Genomic DNA, 14809 nt, shown 5'->3' with positions numbered 1-14809 from the left:
CCGAGATCAGAGATAGCCGGCGACGCGCAGGCGCTCGAAAGCGTCCTCGGTCTCGTGGTCCAGCGCGCGTCCAGCGCGCTCCGGCACCTTGGTCTGCTCGAGCTCGATCAGGATCTCGTCAATGTTCGTTGCCGTCGAAGCGACCGGATTGGTGATGTCCTGATCGCCCAGCGAGCGATAACGCTTGCCCTTCTGCGACAAATAGAGCGGGATGATCGGGATGTTCTCGCGCTTGGTGTAGGCCCAGATATCGGCCTCGGTCCAATGCAGGATCGGGTGGATGCGCAGATGCGCGCCCTGCGGCGGCGACGCGTTGAAATGGTCCCAGAACTCCGGCGGCTGGTCGCGCACATCCCAATTGCCTTCGAGACCGCGCGGCGAGAATACGCGCTCCTTGGCGCGGGTGGCTTCCTCGTCGCGGCGAATGCCGGCGATGAGGCCGTCGAAGCCGTATTTGCCGAGCGCCATCTTGAGGCCTTCGGTCTTGCGCGCGGCGGAACGGGCGGCCGGCGGCAGCGTCGGGTCGACGGCATCGATGGGCGGGCAGGGCTCGACGCGCAGATCGAGCTCCCATTCTTTCCCGTAGTGATCGCGGAACCGATACATCTCCGGAAACTTCTTGCCGGTATCGACGTGAAGGGCCGGGAACGGCAGGCGGCCGAAGAACGCCTTGCGCGCCAGCCAGATCATCACGTTGGAGTCCTTGCCGAGCGACCACAGCAGGGCGATCTTCTTCAGACGGGCGAAAGCCTCGCGGAAGATGTAGATGCTCTGCGCCTCCAGCTGGTCGAGATGATCCATACTGGGGGCGGTCAGCGCGACGGAAATTTGCTCGGAAACGAGAGTCTGGGAGTCCCGTCCATCTGCACCGGAATCGGTCCTGAGAAGATGCATCTCTGCCACTTTGCGTTTGGAGGCGAATTTTCTATAGTTGCGATGCAGAAGAGAAGAAAAAATTTTCTCTTTGCGCGCTCGAAAGGACACATATATAGAAAATAATTCCAGTCAACCCCGAATGTGGGGCAAGCGAGTATCGTATGCGGTTCTTGCCGGTGTTCCTCGATCTCAGTCACGGTCCGGTGGTTCTCGTCGGCGCGGGTGAGCTGTTGCGCGCAAAATTGCGCGTACTTTCCGCCGCCGGCGCGCGCATCCGTGTGCATGCGATCGACGGCAGTCAGGATCTGGGTCTGAGCTCCGATGATGCGGCGCGTATCGAGATCGCGACGGGCGATCCGCTCATCGCCGATCTTGCCGGTGTCATCGCCATCGTCTGCGCGGGCGCCGGCGATGTCGGCGTGGCGATGTCGGCACGCGCGAAGTCGCTCGGTCTGCCCGTCAACGTCATGGACGATCTCGAGCATTCGAGCTTCATCTTCCCGGCCATCGTCGATCGCGGCGATGTCGTGGTCGCAGTCGGTACCGGCGGAACGTCACCGGTGGTGGCCCGGCGCGTGCGCGAGAAGATCGAGGCGCTGCTGCCCGCGCGCATCGGCGAACTCGCCGAGTTCATTGGTGGCTTCCGCAAATCCATCAACGAGCGCATCGCCGAGTTTCCGCTGCGCCGCCGCTTCTGGGAGCGCGTCATCGACGGCCCGATCGGCGCTGCCGTGCTGGCCGGCCGCAAGGACGAGGCTGAAGCGGTCTTCAAGCAGATTTCCGATCCGTCGGACTTCGCGCGCGCCGACAAGCCGGAAGGCTCGGTCGCACTGGTCGGTGCCGGCCCCGGCGATCCGGATCTCCTCACCGTCAAGGCGCTGCGCGCGCTGCAGGATGCCGACATCGTCTTCCACGACGAGCTGGTCTCTCCGGACATTCTCGACCGCATCCGTCGCGACACCACACGCGTTCCGGTCGGCCGCCGCGTCGGCAAGCCCGGCATCGGCCAGGACGCCATCAACAAGCGCATGATCGAGGCCGCGCAAGCTGGCCAACGTGTCGTGCGGCTGAAGGGCGGCGACCCCTTCGTGTTCGGCCGCGGCGGCGAAGAGGTGGAAGCGCTGCGCGCGGCCGGTATCGCCTATTCGATCATCCCCGGCATCACCGCCGGCCTCGGCGGCGCTGCCGATTTCGAGGTGCCGCTGACCTATCGTCACGAAGCGACCCGCATCACCTTCCTCACCGCGCACAAGGCGCGCGATGCGGAGACGGTGGATTGGTCGACGCTGACCGACACCAGGATGACCGTCGTGGTCTACATGGGCATGACCGCCGCGCCCGCTATTCGTGCCGGCCTGTTCGCCGCCGGCCGTTCGCCGGAGACGCCGGTCGGCGTGTTCGCCCGGGTCACGCGGCCCGATGCGCAAGGCGCAATCGGCACGCTGCGCGACCTGCCCGAGCTCGTGAAGCGAACCAATGGTGGTCCCGCCATCCTCATCATCGGCGACGTGGTCCGGCATGCCGGGTCGCTCCGCCGTCAAACACCCAAGAAAAACTCAGCTCAAATCATCTCTGACCTATTGGATGCAGCCGAATGACCTCCCCGCTTGAACAGAAGAAGATCAAAATCGCCGGCCCCTCGGTGGTGACCGCCAACCGTACCTGGGACGGCATCGTGGTGTATCGCACTGCCGCCAAAAGCTGGTCCGCGGACCTGTCGGAAGCCGCGATCGTGCGCGACTCGGATGAAGCGAAAGCGCTGCTTGCGGAGTCGGTGGCCGATGACGTCGGCGCGATCGGTCCCTATATCGCCCCGGTGCAGGTCGGCGCGGACGGCAAGATCGAACCCGGCAATCTGCGCGAACAGATCCGCCGCACCGGCGTGACCATCGGGTCGACGGCCCAGGCTTAAGGCACTCTCTGATGTATGCTTACGATGAAATCGACCGCACGCTCGTCAATGAGCGCGTCTCGGAATTCCGCGACCAGGTGCAGCGCCGCCTCTCGGGCGAGCTGACCGAGGACGAGTTCAAGATCCTGCGCCTCCAGAACGGCGTCTATCTGCAGCTGCACGCCTACATGTTCCGCGTTGCCATTCCCTACGGCACGCTGGCGACGAACCAGTTGCGGGCGCTCGCCCATGTCGCGCGCAAATACGACCGCGGCTACGGCCATTTCACGACGCGGCAGAACATCCAGTTCAACTGGATCAAGCTCGCCGAGCTGCCGGACGCGCTTGCAGATCTTGCCGAGGTCGGCATCCATGCGATGCAGACCTCCGGCAACAACATGCGCAACGTCACCTCGGACCAGTGGGCCGGCGTCGCGCCCGGCGAGATCGAGGACCCGCGCATCTGGTCGGAGCTGATCCGCCAGCACACCACGCTGCATCCGGAATTCTCGTTCCTGCCGCGCAAGTTCAAGATCGCGATCACCGCGTCGGACCATGACCGCGCCGCGATCAAGATTCACGACATCGGACTGAAGCTGATCAAGAACGAGAAGGGCGAGACCGGATTCGAGGTGCTGGTCGGCGGCGGTCTCGGCCGTACGCCGTTCATCGGCAAGACCATCAAGCACTTCGTCCACGGCCGCGATATCCTCAGCTATATCGAGGCGATCCTGCGCGTCTACAATCAGTATGGCCGCCGCGATAACATCTACAAGGCGCGCATCAAGATCCTGGTGCACGAGCTCGGCATCGAAAAATTCTCGCGCGAGGTCGAGGAGGAGTGGCAGCATATCCGCAACTCCTCGCTCCAGATCGACGACGAGGTGATCGAGGACATCCGCTCGCGCTTCACCTATCCGAACTACGAGAAGCTGCCGCACATGCCGGATGAGCTGCGTCAGGCCGCGGCTGATCCCGAGTTCGAGGCGTGGCGCAAGAATTCGGTGTCGCCGCACAAGGTGCAGGGCTATTCCATCGTCACGGTCTCGCTGAAGCCGATCGGCGCGCCTCCCGGCGACGCCACGGCCGAGCAGATGGATGCGCTGGCCGATCTCGCCGACAAATATTCCTTCGGTGAGATCCGCGTCGGCCACGAGCAGAACCTGGCACTGCCGCACGTCGCCAAGCGCGACCTGCCGGCGCTGTGGAAGGCGCTCGACAAGCTCGGGCTCGCCACGCCGAACGTCAATTTGATCACCGACATCATCGCCTGCCCGGGTCTCGACTATTGCTCGCTGGCCAATGCTCGCTCTATTCCGATCGCGCAGGAGCTGACGCGGCGCTTCGCCAACCACGAGCTGGCCAATCTGATCGGCCGGCTGCACATCAATATCTCCGGCTGCATCAATGCCTGCGGTCATCACCATGTCGGCCATATCGGGATTCTCGGCGTCGAGAAGAACGGCGAGGAGGTCTACCAGATCACCATCGGTGGCCGTGCCGACGAAGGTGCTGCGCTCGGCAATCTGATCGGCCCCGGCGTCAAGTTCGACGAGGTGGCCGATGTCATCGAGGACGTCGTGGAAGCCTATCTTGCGCTGCGCGAGCGGCCCGAGGAGCTGTTCATCGACACGGTGAAGCGTCTCGGCGTCGAACCCTTCAAGGAGCGCGTCTATGCCACTCGTTAACGGCGGAAAAATCGCCGACGACAGTTTCGTCAAGCTGGCCGTCGACACGCCGCTGCCCGAGAGCGGCGACATCCTGGTGCCGGCCGAGCGTTTCGTCGGCGAGGCGGGGGCGTTGCTCAAGCGCGCCGGTAAGGTCGGCGTGATCTGGCCGAATAACTGCGACATCGACGAGCTCGTGCCCTATCTCGGCAAGGTAGCCACAGTCGCCCTGGTGTTCCCGACCTTCCGCGATGGGCGCGCTTACAGCCAGGCACGGTTGCTGCGTGAGCGCTACAATTATCGCGGCGATTTGCGCGCGACGGGCCAGATCCTGCGCGACCAGTTTGTGTTCATGCTGCGCGCCGGCTTCGATTCCTTCGAGGTCAAGAAGCAGGCGGATGCGGAAGCCTTCATGCAGACCGCGAAGCGCTATTCGGTGTTCTACCAGCCGACCGGCGACGGCCGGATCACGGCGCTGCACCGGCGCATGCAGCTACGTCACTCCGAGGGTGTCGGCACGTGAACGCCATGGCTACTCAATTTGCATCCCCATCCGCGGCGGTGTTGCCGACCGCGGACGAGTTTGACCGCGCCTTGCGCGACGCGTCTCCCGCGGAGGTCGTTTCGGCCGCGTTGAAGGCGGTCGGGCGCGAGAAGCTCGCGCTGTTGTCGTCCTTCGGTACGGAATCGGCGACGCTGCTCAAAGTGGTGGCGGATGTCGATCCGGCGATCCCGGTGATCTTCCTCGACACCGGCTGGCTGTTCGAGGAGACGCTGGCCTATCGCGACAAGCTGATCGTGATGCTCGGGCTGAAGGACGTTCGCTCGATCAAGCCGGCCGAGGAAACGCTGTCGCGCGAGGATCCCGACCGGGACCTCTGGTTTTCCGATCCCGATGCCTGCTGCCGTATCCGCAAAGTCGAACCGCTGGCGCGCGCGCTCGGGCCGTTCTCGGCTTGGCTCAACGGTCGCAAGCGTTTCCAGGGCAATGCGCGCGCCGACATTCCCGTCGTCGAGGACGATGGCGCGCGATTGAAGTTCAACCCGTTCGCCAACGTCTCTCGCGAGGAACTCGAAGCGATCTTCACCCGCGCCAAATTGCCGCGTCATCCACTTGCGGCGTCCGGTTTTCGCTCGGTTGGGTGTATGCCTTGCACGAGCAGAACGACCGAGGGCGAGGATGAGCGCGCGGGTCGCTGGCGCGGCCGCGCCAAGACAGAATGCGGCATCCACACGATGAAGACTTCGTAGCACAGTCGAACTGCGCGGCACCGAACAAGAAAATCCGGTTCCGTTGACTTGAGAGCGTTTCGCCACGAGTTTCGCCTGCATGCCTTCGCCGACATTGACGTCGCCGAAGTGAATGGAGATGGACATGATGCGCCGTATCGTTCCGCTCGCTGCAGGTATCCTCTGGGCAAGCGCGGCTCTCGCTGCTGATATCAACCTCTTGAACGTGTCATACGATCCGACGCGCGAACTCTATGTCGAGTTCAACAAGGCGTTCGCGAACGCCTATCAGAGGGAGACCGGCAAGAGCGTCGAGATCAAGCAGTCGCATGGCGGCAGCGGCTCGCAGGCGCGCAGCGTGATCGATGGACTGCAGGCCGATGTGGTGACGCTCGCGCTCGCCTATGACATCGATGCCATCGCCGGCAAGGGTCTCACCGCGGCCGACTGGCAGAAGCGGCTGCCGCAGAATTCATCACCCTACACATCGACGATCGTATTCCTGGTGCGCAAGGGCAATCCCAAGGGCATCAAGGACTGGGACGATCTGCTCAAGCCAGGCGTCGCCGTCATCACGCCGAACCCGAAGACGTCGGGCGGCGCGCGCTGGAACTATTTGGCGGCCTGGGGCTTTGCGCAGAAGAAATACGGCTCTGCCGACAAGGCCAAGGAATTCGTCGGCAAGCTCTATCAGCAGGTGCCGGTGCTCGACACCGGTGCGCGCGGCGCGACCGTGACCTTCGTCGAGCGCGGCGTGGGTGACGTGCTGCTCGCCTGGGAGAACGAGGCGTATCTCGCGCTGAAGGAATTCGGTCCGGAGAAATTCGAGATCGTGGCACCGCCGCTGTCGATCCTCGCCGAGCCGCCGGTCGCGATCGTCGATAGGGTTGCCGACAAAAAAGGCACGCGTAACGTCGCGGATGCCTATCTCCAGTACTGGTACACCAAGGAGGGGCAGGAGATTGCCGCGCGCAACTTCTACCGTCCGCGCGATGCCGAGATCGCCAAAAAGTATGAAAACTCCTTCGCAAAGGTCGAGCTGTTCACGATCGACGATGTGTTCGGCGGCTGGACCAAGGCGCAGAAGGAACATTTTGCCGACGGTGGCGTCTTCGACCAGATCTACAAGAACTGATCGGGCGCCGTCGGAGAGGTTTTTACAGGGGACCTGGTGAGCGCAATCGCAGCACGACGCCGGACATTGCCGGGCTTCGGTCTCACGATGGGACTGACGCTGACCTGGCTGTCCGTCATCATCCTGATTCCGCTCGCCGGGCTGTTCCTGAAATCGCTCGAGCTCAGCCCCGAGCAATTCTGGAACATCCTGTCCAGCCGCCGCACCCTGAACGCGCTCCGCGTCTCCTTCGGGCTCGCGTTTGCCGCGGCCTGCGTCAACCTCGTGATGGGCAGCATCATCGTCTGGGCGCTGGTGCGCTACCGCTTCCCGGGCCGGCGGCTGTTCGACGCAATCGTCGATGTGCCGTTTGCATTGCCGACGGCAGTGGCCGGCGTCGCGCTGACCTCGCTGTTCGCCGAGAAGGGCTGGCTGGGGGCGCCGCTCGCCGCGCTCGGCATCAAGGTGGCGTTCACGCCGCTCGGCATCTTCGTCGCCATGATCTTCATCGGCATTCCCTTTGTGGTGCGCACGGTGCAGCCGGTGCTGCAGGATCTCGATGTCGAGATCGAGGAGGCAGCCGGCAGCCTCGGCGCAAGCCGCTGGCAGACCATCGTCCGCGTGATCCTGCCGTCGCTTGCGCCGGCGCTGCTCACCGGGCTCGCGCTCGCCTTTGCGCGCGCGGTCGGCGAATACGGCTCGGTGATCTTTATCGCCGGCAATCTTCCCAACGTCTCCGAGATCGCGCCGCTCTTGATCGTGATCCGTCTGTCCGAATTCCGCTACGCCGACGCGACCGCGATCGCGGTCATCATGCTGGTCGTCTCCTTCGTCATCATCTTCGCGGTGAACCGGTTGCAGCGCTGGGCGCAGAACCGGATTCCGGTGCACTGAGGCGGGATGCGATGACGATGCAGATCGCCGATTCCGTTTCGCTCTCCTCGCCCGAGGCGAAGGCGCGTGCGCATGCGGCTGCTGTGCGTAACAATCTTCGCACCGAGCCAAAAGCGGTGCGCATCGCCATCATCACGCTGGCGATATTGTTCCTCTCCGTCTTTGTCGTGCTGCCGCTGGTGCTGGTGTTCGCGCAAGCCTTCTCGAAGGGCATTCTGGCCTATTTCGATGCGCTCGCCGAGCCGGAGGCATTGGCTGCGATCAAGCTGACGCTTGTGGTCGCGGCGATCTCGGTCGGCCTCAACCTCGTGTTCGGCCTCGTCGCCGCCTGGGCGATCGCCAAGTTCGAATTCAGCGGAAAAACCTTCCTGGTCACGCTGATCGATCTGCCGTTCTCGGTGAGCCCGGTGATCTCGGGCCTCGTCTTCGTGCTGTTGTTCGGCGCGCAGGGCTATTTCGGCGGCTGGCTCAGAGATCACGACATCCAGATCCTGTTCGCGGTGCCCGGCATCGCGCTCGCTACCACCTTCGTGACTTTCCCCTTCGTGGCGCGCGCGCTGATCCCGTTGATGCAGGAGCAGGGCACGCAAGAGGAAGAGGCCGCGATTTCGCTCGGCGCCTCCGGCCTGCAAACCTTCTTCCGCGTCACGCTGCCCAACATCAAATGGGGCGTGCTCTACGGCGTTCTGCTTTGTAATGCACGCGCGATGGGTGAGTTCGGCGCGGTCTCGGTCGTCTCTGGCCATATCCGCGGCGAGACCAACACCATGCCGCTCTTGGTCGAGATTCTGTACAATGAGTACCAGTTCGTCGCTGCGTTCGCGATCGCCTCGCTGCTTGCGATGCTGGCGCTGATCACGCTGATCGCCAAGACAATTCTCGAACATCATCTCGACGAAGGACACGACGTCAATGACCATTGAAGTCAAAAATCTCGTCAAGAGGTTCGGCAATTTTGCAGCGCTCGACGGCGTCGACCTCAAGGTCAATGACGGCGAGCTGCTCGCGCTGCTCGGCCCCTCCGGCTCCGGCAAGACCACGCTGCTGCGGATCATCGCCGGGCTCGACTGGCCAGACTCGGGCGAGGTTGCCTTCAACGGTGAGGATGCGCTGGCGCAAGGCGCGCGTGAGCGTCACGTCGGCTTCGTGTTCCAGCACTACGCGCTGTTCCGCCACATGAGCGTGTTCGAGAACGTCGCTTTCGGCCTGCGTGTGCAGCCGCGCGCGGTCCGCAAGGACGAGGCGACGATCCGCGCCCGGGTCAAGGAGCTGCTCGATCTCGTGCAGCTCGACTGGCTCGCCGACCGCTACCCGAGCCAGCTCTCCGGCGGCCAGCGCCAGCGCATTGCGCTGGCCCGCGCGCTTGCGATCGAACCGCGCATCCTGTTGCTCGACGAGCCCTTCGGCGCACTCGATGCGAAGGTGCGTAAAGAACTGCGCAAATGGCTGCGCTCGCTGCATCACGAGATCAACGTCACCTCGATCTTCGTCACCCACGACCAGGAAGAGGCGCTCGAAGTCGCCAACCGCGTCGTCGTGATGGACAAGGGCAGGATCGAGCAGATCGGCTCGCCCGACGACGTCTACGAGACGCCGGCGACCGCCTTCGTGCACGGCTTCATCGGCGAATCCATTGAGCTGCCGGTCCAGGTCGAGGGTGGCGTCATCAGGCTCGGCGACCGCCCGCTGCGGCTTGCGGCAGACGGGCTTGCGCCTGGCGCGTCAAAACTGTTCGTACGGCGACACGACATGCTGGTCGGCCCGCCCGGCTCGGGCGCCTTCGAGGGCGCCGTGCAGCACGTCCGGAATTTCGGTCCCGTGCAGCGGGCCGAGGTCGCGCTGTCCGGCGGCGAGACCATCGAGATCGACGCCCCCCGCGACCGCGAACTGCGCGCCGGCGACACGATTGGCCTCGAGCCTCGCCGCTACCGCATATTTGCGGGCGCCTGAGCCGGCTTCGCGGGTCGAATTTTCCTCAAAATTCACCTTTCAGCCACGGTTGGTATGCAACAACGCCCCTTCATCTGGGGGCCTCGATTCATGCGCGCTGCGGCCGCAATTCTCATCACTTTGCTTCTCTCCGGCTGCGCCGGCAACGAAGCGCCGGTCCAGCAGCCGTCGATGTATGCCGACATGTCGGTCCCGGGCGCCAAGCTCGATGCGCCGGCCGCTGCGATCATGATCTCGCAATACCGCCAGAACAACGGCCTCGGCACCGTCATCGTCGATCCCGATCTGATGCGGCTCGCAGAATCCCAGTCCAATGCCATGGCCGCAGCCAACAAGATGGACCATGACGTCCGCGCGCCGCTCGCCAAGCGCCTTGCCGCCGGCGGCTATCCCGCGACCGTGGCGGTCGAGAACATCTCGGCCGGCTATCATACGCTGGCTGAAGCGTTTTCCGGCTGGCGCGACTCGCCTCCGCACCGCGCCAACATGCTCAAGGGCGGTGTCACAAAATTAGGCATAGCGGCAAGCTATGCTCCAGGCACCAAATACAAGGTGTTCTGGACCATGATCCTGGCGTCGACCGATCCCCGATAAGCCAGACTTGATCCCGGGATACATTGACGCCGCGGCAGACTGTCGCCACGGTGGCTCGCGTTTTGCGTTTTTTTGTTAATGTCTCCCGAATGACAGATCATAGCCCGGAAGTCGCAACAGTCCCCGCGAAAGCACAACGCGTCCTGGTTCTCCAGGGCGGCGGCGCACTCGGCTCCTATCAGGCCGGCGCCTATCAAGCGCTGTGCCATTTCGACTTCGAGCCCGAATGGGTTGCCGGCATCTCGATCGGTGCGGTCAACGCCGCCATTATCGCCGGCAACGAGGGCCACACCCGGGTCAGCCGGCTCAAGGAATTCTGGGAGATGGTTTCCAAGCCGGTGCCGTGGAAGCCGATCGGCAAGAGCGACCACAGCCGCGAGCTGTTCAATTCCACCAGCGCCGCATTGATCGCCACCTTCGGCGTGCCCGGCTTCTTCACGCCGCGCATTCCGCCCGCGCCGCTCTGGCCGCCGGGCAGCCCGCAGGCCGAGAGCTATTACGACACCGCGCCGCTGAAGAAGACGCTGGAGCGGCTGGTCGATTTCGACCGCATCAACGACCTGAAGACCCGCCTGTCGGTCGGCGCGGTCGGCGTCACCTCCGGCAACTTCAAATATTTCGACAATTACGAGTTCAAGAAGCTCGGCAAGAAAATCGGCCCCGAGCACATCATGGCCTCCGGCGCGCTGCCGCCGGGCTTTCCGTCGGTCGTGATCGACGGCGAGCATTATTGGGACGGCGGCATCGCCTCCAACACGCCGCTCGACTTCGTGCTCGATGCCGAGGTCGATCGCGACATGCTGATCTTCCAGGTCGACCTCTTCAGCGCGCGCGGTGATCTGCCGACCTCGCTGCTCGAGGCCACCGAGCGCGAAAAGGACATCCGCTTCTCCAGCCGGACACGGATGAACACCGACAAGAACAAGCAGATCCACAACGCCCGCAGGGCGGTGCGCGACCTGATTTCCAAATTGCCCGATTATCTCAAGAACGACCCGTCCGTCGAATTCCTTGCGAAGGTCTCGCGTGAGAGCACTGTCACGGTGGTACATCTGATCTATCGCAGCAAGAACTACGAATCCTCGTCCAAGGACTATGACTTCTCGCATGTCGCGATGGTCGAGCATTGGGAAGGCGGCGTGCGCGACGTGCATCTGTCGATGCGCCACAAGGACTGGCTCGAGAAGCCGCAATCCGGCGAGACCATGGTGACCTACGATCTCACGGGGGACGTCACTGCGCCCCCGCCAAAAAGGAGCGAATAATATGGGTACTCTGTCAGGCAAGAACGCCGTCGTGACCGGTTCGACCAGCGGCATCGGGCTCGCCTATGCGCGCGCCTTTGCGGCTGCCGGCGCCAACGTCGTCATCAACGGATTCGGGTCGCCGGAGGACATCGAGAAGGAGCGCGCCAAGATCGAGTCCGATTTCGGCGTGAAGGCGGTCTATTCGCCCGCCGACATGACCAAGCCGGCCGAGATCGCCGGGATGATCGCGCTCGGCGAGAAGTCGTTCGGCTCGGTCGATATCCTCGTCAACAATGCCGGCATCCAGTTCGTCTCGCCGATCGAGGAATTCCCGCCGGAGAAGTGGGACCAGATCATCGCGATCAACCTGTCCTCGGCCTTCCATGCCATTCGCGCTGCGGTGCCCGGAATGAAGAAGAAGGGCTGGGGCCGCATCATCAACACCGCGTCGGCTCACTCGCTGGTCGCTTCGCCGTTCAAGTCGGCTTATGTGTCGGCCAAGCACGGCATCGCCGGCCTGACCAAGACCGTTGCGCTGGAAGTCGCGACCAACAAGATCACCTGCAACTGCATCAGCCCCGGCTACGTCTGGACGCCGCTGGTCGAGAAGCAGATTCCGGACACGATGAAGGCCCGCAACCTCACCCGCGAGCAGGTCATCAACGACGTGCTGCTCGACGCGCAGCCGACCAAGGAGTTCGTGACGTCCGAGCAGGTTGCAGCGCTGGCGTTGTTCCTGTGCAGCGACGATGCCGCGCAGATCACCGGTACCAACCTCTCGATCGACGGTGGCTGGACCGCGGAGTAAAGGCTCCGCTGCGGTAGGGTGGGCAAAGGCGCGAAAGCGCCGTGCCCATCATCTCTCCCTGATCGAAAACGGTGGTGGGCACGCTCCGCTTTGCCCACCCTACTAGACCTACGATTCCGTCCCTCGGTCGGGCCTCAATGGCTCCAGGCCAGCGCCGTCACGATCGCGGATTGCAGGTTCAGCTCCGTGAACATGATCTTGGCGGCGACCACGACGAGGACGCTGGCGAGCGCCAGGCGCAGCACCGTCTCCGGCACGCGTGTCGCGCTGTAGCTGCCGATGACGATGCCGGGCAGCGATCCCAGCAGCAGTACGCCCATCAGGGCCCAGTCGACCGAACCGAGCATCCAATGTCCGATGCCGGCCACCAGCGTCAGCGGCACCGCGTGCGCGATGTCGGAGCCGACGATGGTTGCCATCGGCAGGCGCGGATAGAGCAGCAGCAGCACGGTGACGCCAACCGCGCCGGCGCCGACCGACGAAATCGAGACCAGGACGCCGAGCACGATGCCGGTGACCACGGTCGCAATCACCGTGGTGCGCTCGCTGACCTGCTCCATGCGCCGGCGATAGCGCTCAATCATCGACTTGCGGAAGATCAGCGACGTCGCGGTCAGGATCAGTGCAAAGCACAGCACCAGATTGACGAGATTCCGTTCGGCGTCGCCCCTGAGATCGAGCTTCCACAGCACCAGCAGCGTCAGCGCGCTCGCCGGAATGCTGCCGCAGGCAAGCCGCAGCACGGCCGGCCAGTGCACGCTGCGCGACCAGCCGTGCACGACGCTGCCGCCGGTCTTGGTGGCGGCGGCATAAAGCAGGTCGGTGCCGACGGCGGTGGTCGGGTGAATGCCGAACAGCAGGATCAGCAGCGGCGTCATCAACGAGCCGCCTCCTACGCCGGTCAGCCCGACAAGCAGGCCGACGCCGAATCCCGAGGCGACGTAAAGCGGATCAATCATGGTCTGAGGGAATCTAGATTTATCTCGTCAGTTGGGCAATACGACGTAGAATAAATTTCCCCTGGGGCGCAACCGCTTGGGTAGAATAAGAAAAATTGTACTCCGAGCCGGAAATCGGCAGGTGTTTCGCGTCGTCCTTGGGCGCGTTGCGAAACAGCCGTTCCCCGAAGGGCGGGCCGGGACCGGCGTGTCGTACCTATTTCCCAAACGCCAGCACGTGCAGCCCCAGCCGCTGCCGCACGATCCAGAACAGCAGCACCGTCTCGAAGGTGAGCGAGATCGAGGTCGCGGCCGCGGCGCCGTGGCCGCCGAAGCGCGGCACCAGCGCGATGCAGAGCACGACGTTCATCACGAACGCCAACGCGTAGGCCAGCGCGCAGATCTTCTGCTGGCCGAGCATGTTGAGCAGGCGCTCCACCGGGCCGATCGCGGCGCGCACAACGAGGCCGATGGCGGCGACGAACATGATGTCATAGCCAACAACGAATTGCGGCCCGAACAGCCAGAGCAGCGGCTTGCCCAGCGCGAGCAGCACGGCGGTCGCCGCCAGCGACGGCCAGAACGTCCAGTTGATGGCGTGCGCGACATAGGCCGACAGCCGCGCCTTGTCGCCGAGCGCGTTGTATTCGGCGAAGCGATGCGCCGTCGTTGCCGACATCGCGTAGTGGATGAAAGACACCAGCGCCAGCGTCTTTACCACCGCGAAGTACACGCCGACTTCGTCGGACGGGCGGAACTGCTGCAGCACCAGCACGTCAGTATAGGACAAGAGCAGATAGAAACTTTCGACCAGCAGGATCGGGAGGGACACCGCGAGCCAGCCGCTGATGTCATAGGTCTTGGGGCCGGGTGCGATGTGATCGGCGAGCTTGCGGTTCAGCACCACCATCTGCCCGGTCATCGCGATCCACACCGCGCCGGCGCTCGCCACCATGGCGGCGACCGCGCCGAGATGATAGCCGAGCAGGAAGGCGCCGGCCGTGATGCCGATGATCAGCCCCTGGCGGATGATGAATTGCGGCATCAGGCCGAGTTGCATCCAGTCATGCGAGCGCGCGATGCCGTCCTGGGTGTTGGCGACGACGAAGGCCGGCAGCGTCATGCAGCCGATATAGAGCGGCAGCGCCTCGGCAGGATCGATCCAGGGCGACAGCAATGTGACGATGCCGGCAAGGCCGAGTGAGACCAGCGTGGAGACTGCGAAGGTGAGCCAGCGGCTGCCGGAGAGAAAGCCGCGCAGCAGTGCGTGATCACCACCGGCGCGATATTCCGGAATGATCTTTTGCGCGGAGGCGGAGATGCCGAAATCCATCATGCTGCCGAGCAGCAGCACCCAGGTCCAGACGTAGACATAGATGCCGTAGTCGGACGTCCCCATCCAGCGCGCGAGCAGGATCTGCGAGAAATAGGCGAGGCCCGCGCTGATGACGCGAATGATGAAGATGGTGCCGGCCAGCCGCCGCGTCAGCGACGCTTCGCGCGATCCGTCCGTCAGTTTTCCGCGCAGCCGTGCGATCAGCCCGGCCGTTCCGGTCGTTGCGGGTTCTGCATCCATCACGGCCAATTCTGGGAACCCCCG

At 63.8% G+C, this 14809-nt stretch carries 15 protein-coding genes; 12 read left to right on the top strand and 3 right to left on the bottom strand.

All coding sequences use genetic code 11. The annotated features are described in order from the left end of the window. Positions 1–6 precede the first annotated feature (6 nt). Positions 7–801 (bottom strand): sulfate adenylyltransferase subunit CysD, encoded by a 795-nt coding sequence (gene cysD, locus K3F49_RS22135; protein WP_234683071.1) that lies wholly within the window; start codon positions 799–801, stop codon positions 7–9. Between the two features lie 236 nt (positions 802–1037). Here cysD and cysG point away from each other — a divergent pair, with 236 nt between their 5' ends. From cysG to K3F49_RS22075, 12 genes are all read left to right on the top strand, one after another. Beyond that, positions 1038–2474, top strand: coding sequence for a siroheme synthase CysG (cysG, locus tag K3F49_RS22130; protein WP_234683070.1), 1437 nt, complete (start codon positions 1038–1040; stop codon positions 2472–2474). After that, positions 2471–2788, top strand: coding sequence for a DUF2849 domain-containing protein (locus K3F49_RS22125; RefSeq protein ID WP_234683069.1), 318 nt, complete (start codon positions 2471–2473; stop codon positions 2786–2788). Before cysG ends, K3F49_RS22125 begins: the two co-directional genes overlap by 4 nt. 11 nt (positions 2789–2799) lie before the next feature. Continuing rightward, entirely contained in the window at positions 2800–4455 is a 1656-nt protein-coding gene (locus K3F49_RS22120) for a nitrite/sulfite reductase (RefSeq protein WP_234683068.1), read from the top strand. Continuing rightward, positions 4442–4957 carry a DUF934 domain-containing protein gene (locus K3F49_RS22115; RefSeq protein ID WP_234683067.1) on the top strand — a complete coding sequence of 172 codons (516 nt, stop codon included), beginning with the start codon at positions 4442–4444 and terminating at the stop codon, positions 4955–4957. The genes K3F49_RS22120 and K3F49_RS22115 overlap by 14 nt, the downstream gene beginning before the upstream one ends. A gap of 5 nt (positions 4958–4962) precedes the next feature. After that, positions 4963–5685, top strand: coding sequence for a phosphoadenylyl-sulfate reductase (locus K3F49_RS22110; protein WP_249794890.1), 723 nt, complete (start codon positions 4963–4965; stop codon positions 5683–5685). Between the two features lie 112 nt (positions 5686–5797). Next, on the top strand, positions 5798–6799 hold the full coding sequence (locus K3F49_RS22105) for a sulfate ABC transporter substrate-binding protein (protein WP_452101113.1): 1002 nt from the start codon (positions 5798–5800) through the stop codon (positions 6797–6799). Between the two features lie 36 nt (positions 6800–6835). Beyond that, positions 6836–7672 (top strand): sulfate ABC transporter permease subunit CysT, encoded by an 837-nt coding sequence (gene cysT, locus K3F49_RS22100; RefSeq protein ID WP_346657338.1) that lies wholly within the window; start codon positions 6836–6838, stop codon positions 7670–7672. A gap of 11 nt (positions 7673–7683) precedes the next feature. Next, the gene (gene cysW / locus K3F49_RS22095) at positions 7684–8595 is read left to right on the top strand and encodes a sulfate ABC transporter permease subunit CysW (RefSeq protein WP_234683064.1); all 912 of its coding nucleotides are present in this window, start codon (positions 7684–7686) and stop codon (positions 8593–8595) included. After that, the gene (locus K3F49_RS22090; RefSeq protein ID WP_234683063.1) at positions 8585–9622 is read left to right on the top strand and encodes a sulfate/molybdate ABC transporter ATP-binding protein; all 1038 of its coding nucleotides are present in this window, start codon (positions 8585–8587) and stop codon (positions 9620–9622) included. Before cysW ends, K3F49_RS22090 begins: the two co-directional genes overlap by 11 nt. 90 nt (positions 9623–9712) lie before the next feature. Continuing rightward, positions 9713–10216: a CAP domain-containing protein gene (locus K3F49_RS22085; RefSeq protein WP_234683062.1), complete on the top strand. Its 504-nt coding sequence runs from the start codon at positions 9713–9715 to the stop codon at positions 10214–10216. Positions 10217–10305: 89 nt separating this feature from the next. Further along, a complete protein-coding gene (locus tag K3F49_RS22080) occupies positions 10306–11481 on the top strand; it encodes a DUF3734 domain-containing protein (RefSeq protein WP_234683061.1) in 1176 nt (391 codons plus the stop codon). 1 nt (position 11482) lies between these two features. Further along, a complete protein-coding gene (locus K3F49_RS22075) occupies positions 11483–12271 on the top strand; it encodes a 3-hydroxybutyrate dehydrogenase (RefSeq protein ID WP_200471838.1) in 789 nt (262 codons plus the stop codon). 134 nt (positions 12272–12405) lie between these two features. On the opposite strand, the gene K3F49_RS22070 is transcribed toward K3F49_RS22075, so the two are convergent. Both K3F49_RS22070 and K3F49_RS22065 read right to left on the bottom strand, forming a co-directional pair. After that, on the bottom strand, positions 12406–13230 hold the full coding sequence (locus K3F49_RS22070) for a sulfite exporter TauE/SafE family protein (RefSeq protein WP_234683060.1): 825 nt from the start codon (positions 13228–13230) through the stop codon (positions 12406–12408). A 196-nt stretch (positions 13231–13426) separates the two neighbouring features. Beyond that, the gene (locus tag K3F49_RS22065; RefSeq protein WP_234683059.1) at positions 13427–14794 is read right to left on the bottom strand and encodes an oligosaccharide flippase family protein; all 1368 of its coding nucleotides are present in this window, start codon (positions 14792–14794) and stop codon (positions 13427–13429) included. Positions 14795–14809: the final 15 nt, after the last annotated feature.

It is taken from the genome of Bradyrhizobium monzae (assembly GCF_021458635.1).
In the GTDB taxonomy this organism is placed as follows: Bacteria; Pseudomonadota; Alphaproteobacteria; order Rhizobiales; family Xanthobacteraceae; genus Bradyrhizobium.
The sequence above is the reverse complement of the archived record's forward strand: the minus strand, read 5'-3'. Positions and strand labels throughout refer to the sequence as shown.

Coding starts and splice junctions, on each gene's coding strand:
- cysD (WP_234683071.1), bottom strand. CDS start 801: ATGGATCATCTCGACCAGCTGGAGGCGCAGAGCATCTACATCTTCCGC.
- cysG (WP_234683070.1), top strand. CDS start 1,038: ATGCGGTTCTTGCCGGTGTTCCTCGATCTCAGTCACGGTCCGGTGGTT.
- K3F49_RS22125 (WP_234683069.1), top strand. CDS start 2,471: ATGACCTCCCCGCTTGAACAGAAGAAGATCAAAATCGCCGGCCCCTCG.
- K3F49_RS22120 (WP_234683068.1), top strand. CDS start 2,800: ATGTATGCTTACGATGAAATCGACCGCACGCTCGTCAATGAGCGCGTC.
- K3F49_RS22115 (WP_234683067.1), top strand. CDS start 4,442: ATGCCACTCGTTAACGGCGGAAAAATCGCCGACGACAGTTTCGTCAAG.
- K3F49_RS22110 (WP_249794890.1), top strand. CDS start 4,963: ATGGCTACTCAATTTGCATCCCCATCCGCGGCGGTGTTGCCGACCGCG.
- K3F49_RS22105 (WP_452101113.1), top strand. CDS start 5,798: ATGGAGATGGACATGATGCGCCGTATCGTTCCGCTCGCTGCAGGTATC.
- cysW (WP_234683064.1), top strand. CDS start 7,684: ATGACGATGCAGATCGCCGATTCCGTTTCGCTCTCCTCGCCCGAGGCG.
- K3F49_RS22090 (WP_234683063.1), top strand. CDS start 8,585: ATGACCATTGAAGTCAAAAATCTCGTCAAGAGGTTCGGCAATTTTGCA.
- K3F49_RS22085 (WP_234683062.1), top strand. CDS start 9,713: ATGCGCGCTGCGGCCGCAATTCTCATCACTTTGCTTCTCTCCGGCTGC.
- K3F49_RS22080 (WP_234683061.1), top strand. CDS start 10,306: ATGACAGATCATAGCCCGGAAGTCGCAACAGTCCCCGCGAAAGCACAA.
- K3F49_RS22075 (WP_200471838.1), top strand. CDS start 11,483: ATGGGTACTCTGTCAGGCAAGAACGCCGTCGTGACCGGTTCGACCAGC.
- K3F49_RS22070 (WP_234683060.1), bottom strand. CDS start 13,230: ATGATTGATCCGCTTTACGTCGCCTCGGGATTCGGCGTCGGCCTGCTT.